Consider the following 15,149-nt stretch of genomic DNA (forward strand, 5'->3'; position numbering starts at 1 on the left):
CTCTCCCGCCTCCGCCCACGCCAGGATCCCCCGGTGAGCACAGCGAGCGGAGTGCGACTCGACCGCGACGGGCCGGTCGCGACAGTGACGTTGTGCCGGCCCGACGTGCTCAACGCGCAGACGCCCGCGATGTGGGAGACGCTGCGCGAATTCTCCCGGCAGCTCGCCGGCGACGTACGCGTGGTCGTGGTCCGCGGCGAGGGCCGGGCCTTCTCCGCGGGCCTCGACCTGTCGGTGGCCGGCGGCGCCGACCCTGATTCCGGTGGCGGCTCGTTCGCCGAACTGGCCCGGATGTCGCCCGAGGCGTGCGCCGACCGCATCGCCGAACTACAGGCCGGGTTCACCTGGCTGCACCGCCCTGACCTGATCTCGGTCGCGGCGGTCCAGGGGCACGCCATCGGCGCCGGATTCCAGCTCGCGCTCGCCTGCGACCTGCGGGTCCTCGCCGACGACGCGAAGCTCTCGATGGCCGAGGTCACCCTCGGGCTCGTACCCGACCTGGCCGGCACGAAGCGACTGGTCGACCTGGTCGGCTATGCCCGTGCCCTGGAGATCTGCGTGACCGGGCGGCGGATCGACGCCGCCGAGGCTGACCGGCTCGGCCTGGCCAACGTGGTCGTGCCCCGCGCCGACCTCGACGCCGCCGTACGCGACCTGACCGCGGCGATCCTCGCCGGCAACCGGGACGCGGTCGTCGAGATCAAGGCACTGCTCGCCGGCGCGGCCGGCCGGTCACCCGCCGACCAGCAGCGGGCCGAACGGGAGGCACAGACCCGTCGCCTGCGCGATCTCGCCGGCACCGCCGACTAGCGGGTGCGCCCCGGCCCTCAGCGGACCGGTTCCGGCCGGGAATCCGGCTCCACCGCCGGAGCGGCCGTACCGGTGACCCGCCGCCGGCGGACCGGGACGGTGAGCACGGCCAGGCAGGCGCCGACCAGGCCGACACCGAACCAGCCCGGGCCCGGCAGCCGCTCGCCGACGACGAGCACCGCGAGCACGGCCGCGACCGCCGGTTCGAAGAGCGACAGGGTCGTCGCGGCGCTGGCCGGTACGCGCGCCAGCCCCCAGCCGAAGAGCAGATAGCCGGCGAACATCGGCACGACCGCCAGATAGGCGCCGACCGCCAGGTGCCGACCCGAGTCGAGGAACGGGCCACCGGTCGCGACCAGGACCGGCATCAGCAGCAGCCCACCGAGGCCGAAGGTCGACCCCATCGCGGCCCGCGAGGAGAGGCCGCCGGCCATCAGCCGGTGCGCGGTCCACGAGTAGAGCGCGTAGGTGAGCCCGGCGAGCAGGCCGAGTACGGTCCCGGCCACCGGCCGGGGAGCCGTCGCGTCCGCGCCGCCCGCCGCCCGGGCCACGCAGAGCAGCACCGTTCCGGCCAGGCCCAGCCCGGCCCCGGCCAGCCAGCGCGCGGAGAGCCGGCGGCCGTCGGCGACCCGCTCGATCAGGGCCGAGGCCAGCGGCGCGGAGCCGATCGAGACGACGGTGCCCACCGCCACGCCGGCCAGCCGCATCGAGGTGTAGAAGGCCAGCGGGTAGACGGCGACCGACACCGCACCGGCCAGCACGACCGGCCACCGGGCGCGCAGCCGCATCCGGTCGCGACGCAGGTGACCGGCGGCGACGAGAGCCTGGAGCAGGCCACCGACGCCCATCGCCGCGGCACCGATGGCCAGCGACCCGACCGCCGGGGCGAGGCTCGCCGCGGTGCCGGTGGTGCCCCACAGCAGCGAGGCCGCCAGGACGCACAGCGCGCCCAGACCGGCGGCGCGGTCGGTCACGGGGTCTCCAACGGGATCAGGGCGATGGCTCGGGCGGGTGGCAAGTCTAGCCACGACCGGACAGCGGTGCGTGATCATGCCGACAGGGCGGATGCGGAAGGAACGGGTTGTTTCCCGGGTTGTCGTAGGTGTCGGGAAAACTGGACCCGACCCACAGACGACGGAGGTGCCGGTGACCCACGCGATGTCCGGGGCGGGCGGCGGCATGGGCGGTTGGAACATGCTGCGCTCGATGCGCGACAAGGACGCGGTCGACAAGCACCGGCTGACCCGGGGGACCGCCCGACGCATCGTCGCCTTCGCCCGGCCCTACCGGGTCGACATCACCGTCTTCCTGGTCACCGTGGTCATCGCCGCCGTCATCGGGGTCGCCACCCCGGTCCTCGCCGGCGACGTCATCAACACCATCACCGGCGGCGGCCCGGAGGCCGGGGCCACGGTCGTCCGGCTCGCGCTGTTCATCGCCGGCCTGGCGATCGCCGACGCGGTCCTGCAACTGGTGCAGCGCTGGTTCTCCGCCCGGATCGGCGAGGGCATCATCCTCGACCTGCGCAGCCGGGTCTACGACCACGTGCAGCGGATGCCGTTGCAGTTCTTCAACCGCACCCAGACCGGCGCCCTGGTCAGCCGGCTCAACAACGACGTACTGGGGGCCCAGCGGGCCTTCACCTCGACCCTGTCCGGCGTGGTCAGCAACGTCATCCAGCTCGTGCTGACCGCCGCGGTCATGTTCACCCTGTCGTGGCAGATCACCGCGTTGTCCCTGGTCCTCCTGCCGATCTTCATCCTGCCCGCGCGCCGGGTCGGGCGCCGGCTGGCCGAGATCACCCGGGAGTCGTACGACCTGGACGCGAAGATGAACGCCACGATGACCGAGCGGTTCGGCGTCGCCGGCGCGCTGCTGGTCAAGCTCTTCGCCCGGCCCGAGATCGAGGCGCGACGCTTCGAGCAGCGCGCCGAACGGGTCCGCGACATCGGCATCCAGTCGGCGATGTACTCCCGCACCTTCTTCGTCGCCATGCTGCTGGTCGCCTCGCTGGCGCAGGCGCTCACCTACGGCCTCGGCGGCTGGCTCGCCGTCACCGGCTCGGTCAGCGCCGGCACCGTGGTGACCCTCGCCCTCCTGCTCACCCGCCTCTACGGGCCGCTGACCGCGCTGTCGAACGTGCGCGTCGACGTGATGAGCGCGCTCGTCTCGTTCGACCGAGTCTTCGAGGTGCTCGACCTGAAGCCGGCCATCGCCGAGAAGGCCGACGCCGCCGAGATCCCGGCCGGCTCCGGGCATCTGGAGTTCCGCGACGTGTGGTTCCGCTACCCGAGCGCGGCCGAGGTCTCGCTCGCCTCGCTGGAGAGCGTCGCGGCGCTGGACCGTACCGAGTCCGACCCGGTGCTGCGCGGGGTCAGCTTCACCGTCCGGCCCGGCCGGATGGTCGCCCTGGTCGGCCCGTCCGGCGCCGGCAAGTCGACCACCTCGATGCTCGTCTCCCGGGTCTACGACGTCACCGACGGTGCCGTCCTGGTCGGCGGGGTCGACGTGCGCGACGCCACGCTCGACTCGCTGCGCGACACCATCGGCGTCGTCACCCAGGACGCGCACCTCTTCCACGAGTCGATCGCCGAGAACCTGCGCTACGCCAAACCCGACGCCACCGAGGACGAGATGTGGGCCGCCCTACGTGGCGCCCAGGTCGCCGACCTCGTCCGCTCCCTGCCCGACGGCCTCGAGACGACCGTGGGGGAGCGCGGCTACCGGTTCTCCGGCGGCGAGAAGCAGCGCATCGCGATCGCCCGGATGCTGCTCAAGGCCCCGTCGATCGTGATCCTCGACGAGGCAACCGCACACCTCGACTCGGAGTCCGAGGCGGCCGTGCAGCGGGCGCTGACGACCGCGCTGTCGGGGCGTACGGCGCTGGTGATCGCACACCGGCTGTCGACGGTGCGCGAGGCCGACGAGATCCTGGTGCTCGACGGGGGCCGGATCGTGGAGCGCGGCCGGCACAATGAACTCGTGGCCGCCGGCGGCCTGTACGCCGAGCTTTACCGGACCCAGTTCGCGGTCGCCGACTCGCCGCCGCGCTACGTCGACGACCCCGAGCCGGTGGTCACCGTCCCGACCCGCGACTACGTGTCCGGCGACGCCCTCGGCCCGACCGCGTAGCCGCCGGGCCGGGCAAGAGTACGCGTACCCGGTGCCGCCGGGTCACGGTGCGGCGGTGCCGGTCGGCGGGCACCACATAGCGTCGGCGGCATGGATGGGACGCCGACGGGGGTACGGCAGCGCCCGGGATGGCCGGTCGCCGCCGTACTGCTCCTGACCCTGGCCTGGCTGGCCGCGCTGGTGCTGATCGCCTACCTGTACATCGGGGTCGGCTTGGAGTCCTGGGCGGCCAGCTACAACGACGCCGACGAAGCCGCCGCCGCGGACCGTGTCCAGCGCAGCTACACGCTCGCCATGTACTTCTGTCTCACCCTCTTCGTGGGGCCCGTCCTCACCGCGGTCGTGGCGGCGGTCGGTGGGCTGCGCCGCACCGCCATCGGGTACGGCGTCGTCGCGGTGCCGCTCGCCGGGCTGGCCCTGGCCGGCTGTGCCCTGACCGTGCGGGACGCCGATCCCGGCCCGCAGGCACCGCCTCCGCCGCCCGGTCACTGCGTGCCGCTCAGCGGCAGCGACAACCGCTGCCCCGGCGGCTGACGGCCGGGCTGACCGCGCACCCGGTGGCCGGACCCGCTGCGCCACCCGGCGGCCGGGTGGCCTCGATCGTCTGCTGTTCAGACAGTCGACACGCCGCCCCGGAGGTGCCTGAACAGCAGACGATCATGACGACCGATCCGTTGCGCCGGGCAGTGTCAGGGTGTGCACCCGACCGGCGAACTGGATCACGACGGTGCCGTCGCCGCGGCGCAGCGCCGGAAGCCGGCGCGGGCGGGGGGCGTCGGTCCCGCGGTAGTGCCAGGTCGCCTCGCGGGCGGCCAACTCGTCCCGGGCCGGCCCGGTGAGCCGGCCGGCGGCGTGCAGGTCCCGGGCCAGGTCCCAGCCGTCGCGCAACGAGCCCCGGGTCGGCCGGGTGGCGGCGAAGCGGGCGAACGTCGCCGTCCAGTCGGTGCCGAGCCCGGCGGCGAGCAGCGGCCAGTGCCGGGCGACGTCGCCGGCCCGCTTGCGCAGCAGCGCGCCGCGGGCGATGCCGACGAGCCGTTCGTCGAACCCCGCCGGTACGGGCGCCCCGGCGACCAGAGCCGCCACCAGTTCGGCCTGCCGGGCGGCCAGGTCGCCGTGCTGGACCGATCCCGGTGGGTGGGACGCTGCCGGCGCGGGTGGCGGCAGCGGCGCGGGGCCGCCACCCGGCTGGACGGAGCCGGCGGTCATGTGACGGTGGGATAGCCGGAGGCGGTGGCGACGGCGTCGAGTTCGGCGCGTAGCACGTCACCGGCCGGGTAGTTGCCGTCGCGTTCGAGCAGCAGCGCGGGCGGCCGGTGCCGGGCGCAGAGTTCGCCGATCAGGTCGAGCACCTCGGCCGGGATCGGATCGGTGTGCGTGTCGTGGTAGACGCCGCCGTGGTCGGCGCCCCCGGCGACGTGCACGTACGCGACCCGGTCCAGCGGCAGCCGGTCGAGCAGGTCCACCGGGTCGGTGTCCCGGTTGCGGGCGTTGGCGTAGACGTTGGCGATGTCGAGCAGCAGCAGGGCGCCGGTCTGGTCGAGGATCTCGGTGATGAACTGCGCCTCGGTCAGCTCGTCGTCGGGCCAGTCGAAGATGGCGGCGATCGGTTCGAGGGCGATGGGTACGGAGAGTTCGGCCTGCGTACGGCGGACGTTGCCGACCACCGCGGCGACGGCCTCCCGGCTGCGGGGCAGCGGCAGCAGGTGACCGGCCTCGACGTCGCCGGCCCGGACGAAGGCGATATGTTCGCTGACCAGTGGTGCGTCGACGAGGGCGGCGGCGTGGGCGAGGTGGGCGACCCGGGCCGGATCGACGGGTTCGGCGCCGCCGAGGGAGAGTCGTACGCCGTGCGGGACGACGGCGACGTCACGGGCCCGCAGGTCGGCGAGCGCGGCCGGGGCCGGTCCGCTGTGGGGCAGCGACTCGGCGACGACCTCGACGAACCGCAGGCCGGGCAGGCCGGCGACGAACCCGGAGATCTCCGGCCGCCAGCCGATGCCGACGCCGTACGCCCCGGTCATCCGCCGCAGCCTCCGCATCCGCCACAGCCACCCCCGCCGCCGCACGAGCCGCCGCCACCACCGTCCGAAGAGGACCCGCCGCTGCACGAGGAGCCACTGCCACCTCCGGCGCTGGCGTAGTTGCGCTGGATCTCCGCGTCGGCGGCGAATGCCGGGTCGAGTGCCCACAGTGACGCCGCCCCGAAGAGGGCGACCCCCATCGCGGCGCCGGCCGCGCCGTACGTGGCGTAGGCGGGGGCGGTCCTGGGCGAGAGGTGCACGTGCTGGACCCGCAGTTGGCTCAGCGCGGCCCGGGCGGCCCGGGTGCGGCGCGGTACGACGCTGAGGAAGACGATCGCGACCGGCGCGTAGAGCACCGTCAACAGGATGAGGAAGCCGACCGGACGGTCGTTGGCGAGACCGGCGAAGATCCGGACGACGCCCACGAGGACCAGGGCCAGCATGACCGCCGGAACGATCCGGGCGGCCCGGCGGGTGCCCGCGCTCGGCGCCAGCCCCTGCTGCTCCAGCGACTCGCGGAGCTGGTCGAGGGCCCGGGCGACGAAGCTGTCGGCCAGCAGCTGCCGGGACTTGATCCGCTTCTGGGCGGCGTTGTAGACGGCGGTGTCCAGCGGCGTGGCGCCGAGCGGTAGCTGGCCGCCGACGGCGAGGGTGCGGTCCTTCGCCACCCCGATCACGCCGGCGCTGCGCAGGGCGGCGAGCGACGAGTAGACGGCGAGCCGGTCGCCGCCGTTGAGGTAGGCCGCCTGCTGCGGACCGAGCTGCGCGGGCGGCACGTCCCGGCGGCCGGCGAAGAGGATCAGCCGGTGTACGACGGCGAGCGTGACCAGCGTGGTCGCGGTGAAGAAGAAGATCAGCAGGAAGGTGGTACTCGGGATGCCCCAGGTGTCAGCAGGGGTGGCTGGAACTTCCATCGTGCAACTCCAGTCGCGTCAGGGGTCCGCGGCCTCATTGTGTCCGGCCCGTGCCACCCCGGTCCGGGTCAGCCCTTCACCGACGCCCGGCGGACGGCCTCCTCGACGAGGTCGAGGACCGCGCCGAGGTCGCCGGCCGGCCGGCCCATCGCCAGGTGCAGCACCAGCCCGTCGTACGCCAGCTCGAGGAACTGGGCCAGCACCTCGATCGACACGTCGTCGCGGAGCACGCCGGCGTCGCGCTGGCGGGCGAGCCTTTCGCGGGTGGCGCCGGCGATGCTGGCCGAGCGTTCGGCCCACCGCCGGGCGAAGGCCGGATCGGTGCGCAGCCGCCTCGACACCTCGAGCTGGGTGCCGAGCCAGCCGGTCGTGTCCGGTGACTGGGCCCGGTCGAGGAGGTCGCGCATCACCTGCACCAAACCGTTGCGGGCGACCGTCTCGGCCATCTCGGCGGCGTCGTCCTCGGCGACGGCGAGGAAGAGCGAGTCCTTGTCCCGGAAGTGGTGGAAGATGGCACCGCGGGAGAGCCCGGTCTGCTCTTCGAGCCGGCGCACCGTCGCGCCCTCGTAGCCGAGGCGGGCGAAACAGGCCCGGGCCGCGGCGAGGATCTCCTGGCGGCGCGCGTCGAGCTGGTCCTGGCTCACCCTGGGCACGCGACGATCGTGTCACGCCGGTGGGTCACCATGCAATCCGTACGTACGGCTTGGCAGCGCGGGTGCGGCGCGGCGGACCTGCGTCGATATCCTGTCGGCGTGACCGCCTCCGCGCCGATGGGCGCCCCCGCTCATCCGGTGCCGGCCGAGGCGTTGACCGTGGCGGCCGGGCAGGCCGAGGCGGTGCCCGGCGACCTGGCCGGCAACGCCGCCACCGCGGCCCGGCTGGTCCGGGAGGCGGCCGCGCGGGGCGCGACGGTCGTCGTACTCCCCGAGCTCTTCCTGCCCGCCTACCATCCGCCGACGCTGGCCGATCCGGCGACCGATGTCGCCGCCGACGGTGTCGGGCTGGTCGACGACGCCCGGCTGGAGCCGCTGCGTTCGGCCGCCCGGGACGGGAGCGCGGTGGTCGTGGTCGGGGCGGCGGTACGCCACCCCGACGACCGGCGTACCTGCTCGGCGCTGGTCGTGGACCGGGCCGGGACGGTCAACGCCGGCTACGACAAGCAGCATCTGTGCGGCCCGTACGAGAAGGCGCTGTTCACCCCGGGCGTACGCGGCGCGACGCTGACCGTCGACGGCTGGCGGCTCGGGCTCGGCATCTGTTATGACGGCTGTTTTCCCGAGCACGGCCGGGCGGCGGCGGCCGACGGTGCCCACGCCTATCTCTGCCCGAGCGGATACGAACGCGGTTCGGAGCACCGCCGTGATCTTTACTATCCGGCCCGGGCGCTGGACAACGGCATGTACGTGGTCTTCGCCAATCCGGTCGGTGCCGCCACCCGGTGGCGGTTCAACGGCGGTGCCGCCGTCTACGATCCGCAGGGCCGGCCGCTGGTGCGGGCCGCCGACGACGGGGAGGCGGTCGTGGTCACCGCCTGCGACCCCGCGGAGCTGGTCCGGGTGCGGGCCACCCACTCGATGCTCGCCGACCGGCTGTCCGACCAGGGTGGACCGCGGGCATCGATCGCCGCCTGAGTCGCGAATCGGTCGACGCCATTTGTTCAACGGCAAATAATGTTTACGGGACAGGGGTTTTGTCGGATGGTCGACATCACATAAGGTGCGCGGGTGCCACTCCTGTTCCTCGATCTGGACGACACTCTGCTCGATCGCGGCGGGCCGTTTCGCGCGTGGGCCGAGGGGTTCCTGGCGGCTGTCGGTGCACCGCCCAAAGACATCGAATGGCTACTGTCCGTCGACGCGGACGGTCTGACCGACCGCTGGGACGTCGCCGACGCGATCCGGTCCCGCTACCAGTTGCGGACCCCGTCGATCGACCTGGTCGACGCGTTGCACGAGGGCGTGATGGAGCGCATCCGGCTCGATCCGCTGGTCGCCTGCGCGCTGCGGATCGCCGACGACGCCGGCTGGGTGCCGGTCGTGGTGACCAACGGCACCAGCCGGCAGGAGGATGCCAAGATCCGGCGGACCGGGCTGGACCGCTACGTCGCCGACTGGGTGGTCGCCGACGAGGTCGGGGTGAGCAAACCCAATCCGCGGATCTTCGCGATGGCCGCGCAGCGGGTGCGGATGCGGCTGGCCGGGGCCTGGGTCGTCGGTGACAGCCCGGAGGCCGACATCGCCGGGGCGGCCGCGATGGGCCTGCCCAGTGTCTGGTTGCACCGGGGGCGCAACTGGTTGGAGCCGAGGTTCAGCCCGACCCGTACGGTCGGCGGGTTGCTGCCGGCACTGGCCGCCGTACTGGGGGCCTGAGGCCGGTAAGAAATGGGTTGACGCCCCGGCGGGTCCGGCGGCAAACTTCCCGCGTCGTGTGAGCACCGGGTGTGCCCGGTCGAGTGGAGGGAGTTGAGCAGATGGCTGTCATCGCTGTGCGCCTCATGCCGCCTTCTTTCACCTCGACCAAAGGATCCCTGCTGTGCGCGAGCACGAATACGCACCATCGGCGCGCGAGCGCCGCACCCGCGGCAACCGTCGCTTCGACGACGACGAGCCGCAGTTCCTGAAGCGCTCCCGGCATTCGCCGGGCGGCTTCGACACCAATACGGACACCGACGAGCCGGAGACCGGTGACCGCTGGTCCAGTTGGGACGACGCCGAACGCGGCCCGGAGCCGCATCCGGCCTGGCTGGTCACCGAACTGGCCGCCGTCGACACCGAACTCGGCGTGCTGAAGACCGGCAAGGAAGCCGACGTGCACCTCGTGCGTCGGGGCGTACCCGACACCGACCGGTCCTGCCTGCTCGCCGCGAAGCGGTACCGGGCCCCGGAGCACCGGCTCTTCCACCGCGACGCCGGATACCTCGAAGGTCGCCGGGTCCGCCGCTCGCGGGAGAACCGGGCGATGGCGGCCCGTACGGCGTTCGGCCGGGAGATGATCGCCGGTCAGTGGGCCGCCGCCGAGTTCTCCGCGCTGACCCGGCTGTGGCAGGTCGGGGTGGAGTTGGGGGCGGTCGCGGTGCCGTATCCGGTGCAGTTGCGCGGCACCGAGGTGATGCTGGAGTTCGTCGGCGACGCCGAGTCGGGTACGGCGGCGCCCCGGCTGGCGCAGGTACGCCCCGAACCGGCGGCCCTGGAGCGCCTCTGGGGGCAGCTCGTCGACGCCCTGATGGTGCTGGCCCGGTCGGGCCTGGCGCACGGCGACCTGTCGCCGTACAACCTGCTGGTCCACGATGGACGGCTGGTGTTGATCGACCTGCCGCAGGTGGTCGACGTGGTCGCCAACCCGCAGGGGCCGGAGTTCCTGGCCCGTGACGTACGGGTGGTCAGCACCTGGTTCGCCGCCAAGGGCCTGTCGACGGACCTGGCCGACCCGGCCGCCCTGACGGCCCGCCTGCTGTCCGAGGCGGGGATGCGCTGACCGGCCCCGTCGTTGCCCGCGATCTTGCACTTGTCGCCCGACAATCCAGGCGAAAGGGGGAGATATGTGCAAGATCGCGGGAGGGACGCCGTGGGGCTGGGGAAGGCTACTGGAGGTAGCGCTCCACCTGGTTGCGGCTGGCGGGGCTGGTGGCGTCGGGGTCGCCGCCGGAGTCGCGGGCGGCCCGGCGCCGGCGCAGCAGGTCCCAGCACTGGTCGAGGGACTCCTCCAGCTCGCGTAGCCGGGTCTGCTCCTCCTCCGAGGAGATGCCGCCCGCCTGTACCTGTGTACGCAGGCGGTGCTCCTCGTCGACCAGCTCGTTGATCCGGCCCAGAATCGTCCTGTCGTCCATGTCTGAGAGCCTGTCACACCGGGCCGTCCGCCGCCCGCCGTCCGCCTTCGCCCCACGCCGGCCACGTTGCCGGCCGGGCACCCGGCCCGGACACGGCGAGGGGCGGGCCCCGGTCGGGAGCCCGCCCCTGCGGCGCGAACCTCGGATCAGCTCGCGATCATGCGACGCAGCACGTACTGCAGGATGCCGCCGTGCCGGTAGTAGTCGGCCTCACCCGGCGTGTCGATCCGGACCACCGCGTCGAACTCGACGCCACTGTCCGTGGTGACCTTCACGGTGCGCGGGGTGCTGCCCTCGTTGAGCGCGGTCACCCCGCTGATCGAGAACGTCTCGGTGCCGGTCAGCCCCAGCGACTCCGCCGTCTCGCCCTGGGGGAACTGCAGCGGCAGCACGCCCATGCCGATCAGGTTGGAGCGGTGGATGCGCTCGTACGACTCGGCGACGACCGCCTTGACGCCGAGCAGCATCGTGCCCTTGGCCGCCCAGTCCCGCGACGAGCCCGAGCCGTACTCCTTGCCGGCCAGGATGACCAGCGGCACGCCGGCCTCCTGGTAGGCGACCGAGGCGTCGTAGATGCTGGTCTGCTCACCGGTGAGGTGGTTGACCGTGAAGCCGCCCTCGACGCCCGGCACGAGCTGGTTGCGCAGCCGGATGTTGGCGAACGTGCCGCGGATCATCACCTCGTGGTTGCCCCGGCGGGAGCCGTACGAGTTGAACTCGTGCTTGGGCACGCCGTGCTCGGCGAGGTACTTCCCGGCGGGGGAGTCGGCCTTGATCGAGCCGGCCGGCGAGATGTGGTCGGTGGTGACCGAGTCGCCGAGCCGGGCCAGGACCCGGGCGCCGGCGATGTCGCCCACCGGGGCCGGCTCCTGCGCCATGCCCTCGAAGTACGGGGGCTTGCGGACGTACGTCGACTCGTTCTCCCAGGCGAACGTGTCGCCGGTCGGGGTGGGCAGCGACTGCCAGCGCTGGTCGCCGGCGAAGACGTCGGCGTAGTCGCGGCTGAACATCTCGCTGGCCACCGACGCCGCGATGACCTCTTCGATCTCGGCGGCGCTGGGCCAGATGTCGCGCAGGAACACCGGCTGCCCGTCGGCACCCTCGCCGAGCGGCTCGTTGGCGACGTCGATGTCCATCGTGCCGGCGAGCGCGTACGCGACCACCAGCGGCGGCGACGCCAGGTAGTTCATCTTGACGTCGGGGTTGATCCGGCCCTCGAAGTTGCGGTTGCCGGACAGCACCGAGACGACGGCGAGGTCGGCCTCGTTGACGGCGGCGGAGACCGCCTCGGGCAGCGGGCCGGAGTTGCCGATGCAGGTGGTGCAGCCGTAGCCGACCAGGTGGAAGCCGAGCTTCTCCAGGTAGGGGGTCAGGCCGGCCCGCTCGTAGTAGTCCATGACCACCTTGGAGCCGGGGGCGAGGGTGGTCTTGACCCACGGCTTGCGGGACAGCCCCTTCTCGACGGCGTTGCGGGCCAGCAGCGCCGCACCGATCATCACCTGCGGGTTGGAGGTGTTGGTGCACGAGGTGATGGCGGCGATGACGACCGCGCCGTGGTCGAGTTCGAACTCGGTGCCGTCGTCGCCGGTGACCCGGATCGGGTTGGACGCCCGGCCGCCGGCGCCCACCGCCGCGGTGACCAGGTCACGCGGCTTGTCGGCGGGGTCGTTGAGGCCGTCGGCGGCCGGCGGGTCGCTGGCCGGGAACGACTCGGCGCTGGCCTCGTCGGCGGGGCCGCCGAGGGCCGGCGTGACGTCGGCGACGTAGTCGGTCAGCGCGGAGCGGAAGAGGGTCTTGGCGCTGTCCAGCGGCACCCGGTCCTGCGGGCGCTTCGGGCCGGCCAGCGACGGCTCGATGGTGGACAGGTCGAGTTCGAGCCGCTCGGAGTAGTTGGGCTCGGCGGCCGGGTCGTGCCAGAGACCCTGCTCCTTGGCGTACGCCTCGACGAGCGCGACCTGCTTCTCGTCGCGGCCGGTCAGCTGGAGGTAGTTGATCGTCTCGGCGTCGATCGGGAAGATCGCGACGGTGGAGCCGTACTCGGGGCTCATGTTGCCGATGGTGGCCCGGTTGGCCAGCGGTACGGCGCTCACGCCGGGGCCGTAGAACTCGACGAACTTGCCGACGACGCCGTGCTTGCGCAGCATCTCGGTGATGGTCAGCACCAGGTCGGTGGCGGTGGTGCCGGTCGGCATCTCGCCGTGCAGCTTGAAGCCGACGACCCGGGGGATCAGCATGCTGACCGGCTGGCCGAGCATGGCGGCCTCGGCCTCGATGCCGCCGACGCCCCAGCCGAGCACGCCCAGGCCGTTGACCATCGTGGTGTGCGAGTCGGTGCCGACGACGGTGTCCGGGTAGGCCTGACCGTTGCGCTCCATGATCGTGCGGGCCAGGTATTCGATGTTGACCTGGTGCACGATGCCGGTGCCCGGCGGGACGACCTTGAACTCGTTGAACGCGGTCTGGCCCCAGCGCAGGAACTGGTAGCGCTCCTTGTTGCGGCCGTACTCCAGCTCGACGTTGCGCTCGAAGGCGTCCTCGCGGCCGAAGAGGTCGGCGATCACGGAGTGGTCGATGACCAGTTCGGCGGGGGCGAGCGGGTTGACCTTGGTCGGGTCGCCGCCGAGGTCGCGTACGGCCTCGCGCATGGTGGCCAGGTCGACCACGCAGGGCACGCCGGTGAAGTCCTGCATGAGGACCCGGGCCGGGGTGAACTGGATCTCCACGCTCGGGTCGGCGTCGGGGTCCCACTGGCCGAGCTGGCGGATGTGGTCGGCGGTGATGTTCGCGCCGTCCTCGGTGCGCAGCAGGTTCTCCAGCAGGATCTTCAGGCTGTACGGCAGGCGGTCATGCCCGTCGACCTGGCTGATCTTGAAAATCTCGTAGCTCGCGTCAGCGACGCGTAGCTGGCTCTTCGCACCGAAGGTGTCGAGGCTCGCCACGTCCGTACTCCCTTACACCAGCGACCGTCTAGGACCTGAGCAGCAGTCTTTCCTACCCGTTACCGCACCTGGCCGGTTAGGTAACACTTACCTCTGTCGCTGCTCCGGTTTCAACAAAACCGTACGTCCGTCTTGTTAAAGTCGCAACCTCGTGCCAGGCTCTGGGACGAGGAGGTCCTGCCATGATCCATCACGTGCAGCTCGCCTGCCCGCCGCGCAGCGAGGACCTGTCGCGCGCCTTCTACGCCGGCGTGCTCGGCATGGTCGAGAAGCCCAAGCCGCCGGCCCTCGCGGTCCGCGGCGGTTGCTGGTTCACCGGGTACGGCATCGAGCTGCACCTCGGCGTCGAGGACGACTTCCGGCCGGCCCGCAAGGCGCACCCCGGGCTGCTGTGGCCCGACCTCGACGACCTCGCGGCCCGGCTCGAGGCGGCCGGCCATGGGGTGACCTGGGGCGACGGCGAGCTGCCCGGCATGCGTCGCTTCCACACCCACGACGTGCACGGCAACCGGCTGGAGTTCCTCGCCCCGCTGCCGTGACCGTCGGGACGGACCGTGACCGTCGCGACGGGCGCCGGCCGTCGAGGCGGGCCATGATCGCTGAGACGGACCTGTGACCCGGTGGTCGATCGGGCCGCGACCGGTCAGGATGGCGGGCATGGTCGGCGAGGGTTCCCCACGCAGGCGTACGCCCTGGCTGCTCGTCGGGCTGCTCGCGCTGGCGCTGGGCACCGCCGCGTTCTCCGTCGACCGGCCGCTGGCCGGCAAGGCCGGGCTGCTCCTGGTGCTGGTCGGGGTCAACCTCGTCTTCTGGCGGGTCACCACCGCGGTCGACCGGCGTACGGCCGGGCCGGGGCGGCGCGAGTCGACCGGGGTCGGGGGGTTTGCCGACCTTCCGGGCAGGAAATCCTCATCCTCGTGAGCGCCTCGATCGATCTGGACACGCTGACCGACTTCTTCGACCGGTACGGCGCCGCGTTGACCGCTGCCGACGTACCCGCGATCGCCGCCTGCTACGCGCTGCCGGGGCTGGTCGTCGCCGACTCCTACAGCTTCTCCTTCACCTCGCCGGCGGCGGTCGCGCTGTCGTTCGTCGGCGCCGCGCCCGACTACCTTGAACGCCAACTGGTCGCCGCGCACGCGCAGATCCGCGACGTGCAGTGGCTGTCGGGGGCGCTGACCCTGGTCGCGGTCGAGTGGGAATACCTCGACAGCGCCGGCCGCGCGGTGCCCGGCGAGTCCTACCAGTACCTGCTGCGGACCACACCCACCGGTCCGGTCATCTGCACCGTGATCCGCGCCGGCTGACCCGCCCGCTCCGCTCCGCCCTGCCTCGCCGCGCTGCTCGCCCGGCGCTTTCCCGCGATCTTGCACTTGTCGCCCCCCATAAAGGGCAAAGGGGGGAGATAACTACAAGATCGCGGGCGTGTTTCGGGGGTGTTACTTGCGCAAGATGATGCATGGCGAACGCTGGGGTCTGCAAGGTCTTGCAGAAGGTTTCCGCAAAG

At 72.4% G+C, this 15,149-nt stretch carries 16 protein-coding genes; 9 read left to right on the plus strand and 7 right to left on the minus strand.

Annotated elements, in window-relative coordinates; genetic code table 11:
* The first annotated feature begins 33 nt into the window (after positions 1–33).
* Complete coding sequence (locus QCD66_RS10225; protein ID WP_357539634.1) at positions 34–810, plus strand: enoyl-CoA hydratase/isomerase family protein; 777 nt, start codon at positions 34–36, stop codon at positions 808–810.
* A gap of 17 nt (positions 811–827) precedes the next feature.
* Here the strand turns inward: QCD66_RS10225 and QCD66_RS10230 are convergent, their stop codons facing one another.
* Positions 828–1,784 (minus strand): EamA family transporter, encoded by a 957-nt coding sequence (locus tag QCD66_RS10230; RefSeq protein WP_364215274.1) that lies wholly within the window; start codon positions 1,782–1,784, stop codon positions 828–830.
* A gap of 184 nt (positions 1,785–1,968) precedes the next feature.
* Here QCD66_RS10230 and QCD66_RS10235 point away from each other — a divergent pair, with 184 nt between their 5' ends.
* On the plus strand, positions 1,969–3,942 hold the full coding sequence (locus tag QCD66_RS10235) for an ABC transporter ATP-binding protein (protein WP_407567240.1): 1,974 nt from the start codon (positions 1,969–1,971) through the stop codon (positions 3,940–3,942).
* A 90-nt stretch (positions 3,943–4,032) separates the two neighbouring features.
* Positions 4,033–4,476 (plus strand): DUF6234 family protein, encoded by a 444-nt coding sequence (locus QCD66_RS10240; protein WP_375736039.1) that lies wholly within the window; start codon positions 4,033–4,035, stop codon positions 4,474–4,476.
* 123 nt (positions 4,477–4,599) lie between these two features.
* On the opposite strand, the gene QCD66_RS10245 is transcribed toward QCD66_RS10240, so the two are convergent.
* The 4 genes from QCD66_RS10245 to QCD66_RS10260 all read right to left on the minus strand — a co-directional run bounded on the left by QCD66_RS10245 (position 4,600) and on the right by QCD66_RS10260 (position 7,530).
* Complete coding sequence (locus tag QCD66_RS10245) at positions 4,600–5,148, minus strand: hypothetical protein (protein WP_375736040.1); 549 nt, start codon at positions 5,146–5,148, stop codon at positions 4,600–4,602.
* Entirely contained in the window at positions 5,145–5,963 is an 819-nt protein-coding gene (locus QCD66_RS10250; RefSeq protein ID WP_375736041.1) for a DUF692 domain-containing protein, read from the minus strand. The genes QCD66_RS10245 and QCD66_RS10250 overlap by 4 nt, the downstream gene beginning before the upstream one ends.
* On the minus strand, positions 5,960–6,877 hold the full coding sequence (locus QCD66_RS10255; RefSeq protein WP_364215262.1) for a TIGR04222 domain-containing membrane protein: 918 nt from the start codon (positions 6,875–6,877) through the stop codon (positions 5,960–5,962). Before QCD66_RS10255 ends, QCD66_RS10250 begins: the two co-directional genes overlap by 4 nt.
* Before the next feature lie 68 nt (positions 6,878–6,945).
* Positions 6,946–7,530 carry a helix-turn-helix domain-containing protein gene (locus tag QCD66_RS10260; protein ID WP_357539621.1) on the minus strand — a complete coding sequence of 195 codons (585 nt, stop codon included), beginning with the start codon at positions 7,528–7,530 and terminating at the stop codon, positions 6,946–6,948.
* A 99-nt stretch (positions 7,531–7,629) separates the two neighbouring features.
* Between QCD66_RS10260 and QCD66_RS10265 the strand changes: the two genes are divergently transcribed.
* From QCD66_RS10265 to QCD66_RS10275, 3 genes are all read left to right on the plus strand, one after another.
* Positions 7,630–8,508, plus strand: a complete 879-nt coding sequence (locus QCD66_RS10265) for a carbon-nitrogen hydrolase family protein (protein WP_375736042.1) — start codon at positions 7,630–7,632, stop codon at positions 8,506–8,508.
* A gap of 93 nt (positions 8,509–8,601) precedes the next feature.
* The gene (locus QCD66_RS10270; RefSeq protein ID WP_364215255.1) at positions 8,602–9,246 is read left to right on the plus strand and encodes an HAD-IA family hydrolase; all 645 of its coding nucleotides are present in this window, start codon (positions 8,602–8,604) and stop codon (positions 9,244–9,246) included.
* Between the two features lie 163 nt (positions 9,247–9,409).
* Positions 9,410–10,351: an RIO1 family regulatory kinase/ATPase gene (locus QCD66_RS10275; protein ID WP_364215252.1), complete on the plus strand. Its 942-nt coding sequence runs from the start codon at positions 9,410–9,412 to the stop codon at positions 10,349–10,351.
* Between the two features lie 106 nt (positions 10,352–10,457).
* Here the strand turns inward: QCD66_RS10275 and QCD66_RS10280 are convergent, their stop codons facing one another.
* Both QCD66_RS10280 and QCD66_RS10285 read right to left on the minus strand, forming a co-directional pair.
* On the minus strand, positions 10,458–10,703 hold the full coding sequence (locus QCD66_RS10280; RefSeq protein WP_364215249.1) for a DUF2630 family protein: 246 nt from the start codon (positions 10,701–10,703) through the stop codon (positions 10,458–10,460).
* A 146-nt stretch (positions 10,704–10,849) separates the two neighbouring features.
* The gene (locus QCD66_RS10285) at positions 10,850–13,642 is read right to left on the minus strand and encodes an aconitate hydratase (RefSeq protein ID WP_375736043.1); all 2,793 of its coding nucleotides are present in this window, start codon (positions 13,640–13,642) and stop codon (positions 10,850–10,852) included.
* 182 nt (positions 13,643–13,824) lie between these two features.
* Here QCD66_RS10285 and QCD66_RS10290 point away from each other — a divergent pair, with 182 nt between their 5' ends.
* The 3 genes from QCD66_RS10290 to QCD66_RS10300 all read left to right on the plus strand — a co-directional run bounded on the left by QCD66_RS10290 (position 13,825) and on the right by QCD66_RS10300 (position 14,949).
* Positions 13,825–14,181 (plus strand): glyoxalase, encoded by a 357-nt coding sequence (locus QCD66_RS10290; protein ID WP_375736044.1) that lies wholly within the window; start codon positions 13,825–13,827, stop codon positions 14,179–14,181.
* Between the two features lie 118 nt (positions 14,182–14,299).
* A complete protein-coding gene (locus QCD66_RS10295) occupies positions 14,300–14,563 on the plus strand; it encodes a hypothetical protein (protein WP_357539606.1) in 264 nt (87 codons plus the stop codon).
* Positions 14,560–14,949, plus strand: coding sequence for a hypothetical protein (locus QCD66_RS10300; protein ID WP_375736045.1), 390 nt, complete (start codon positions 14,560–14,562; stop codon positions 14,947–14,949). The genes QCD66_RS10295 and QCD66_RS10300 overlap by 4 nt, the downstream gene beginning before the upstream one ends.
* The last annotated feature ends 200 nt before the right edge of the window (positions 14,950–15,149 follow it).

This window comes from Polymorphospora sp. A560, from assembly GCF_045781765.1.
Classification (GTDB): domain Bacteria; phylum Actinomycetota; class Actinomycetes; order Mycobacteriales; family Micromonosporaceae; genus Polymorphospora; species Polymorphospora lycopeni.

Bases quoted from the DNA above. Each gene is read 5' to 3' on its own strand.
- QCD66_RS10235 (WP_407567240.1), top strand. From the start codon at position 1,969: ATGTCCGGGGCGGGCGGCGGCATGGGCGGTTGGAACATGCTGCGCTCG.
- QCD66_RS10240 (WP_375736039.1), top strand. From the start codon at position 4,033: ATGGATGGGACGCCGACGGGGGTACGGCAGCGCCCGGGATGGCCGGTC.
- QCD66_RS10245 (WP_375736040.1), bottom strand. From the start codon at position 5,148: ATGACCGCCGGCTCCGTCCAGCCGGGTGGCGGCCCCGCGCCGCTGCCG.
- QCD66_RS10250 (WP_375736041.1), bottom strand. From the start codon at position 5,963: ATGACCGGGGCGTACGGCGTCGGCATCGGCTGGCGGCCGGAGATCTCC.
- QCD66_RS10255 (WP_364215262.1), bottom strand. From the start codon at position 6,877: ATGGAAGTTCCAGCCACCCCTGCTGACACCTGGGGCATCCCGAGTACC.
- QCD66_RS10280 (WP_364215249.1), bottom strand. From the start codon at position 10,703: ATGGACGACAGGACGATTCTGGGCCGGATCAACGAGCTGGTCGACGAG.
- QCD66_RS10290 (WP_375736044.1), top strand. From the start codon at position 13,825: ATGATCCATCACGTGCAGCTCGCCTGCCCGCCGCGCAGCGAGGACCTG.
- QCD66_RS10295 (WP_357539606.1), top strand. From the start codon at position 14,300: ATGGTCGGCGAGGGTTCCCCACGCAGGCGTACGCCCTGGCTGCTCGTC.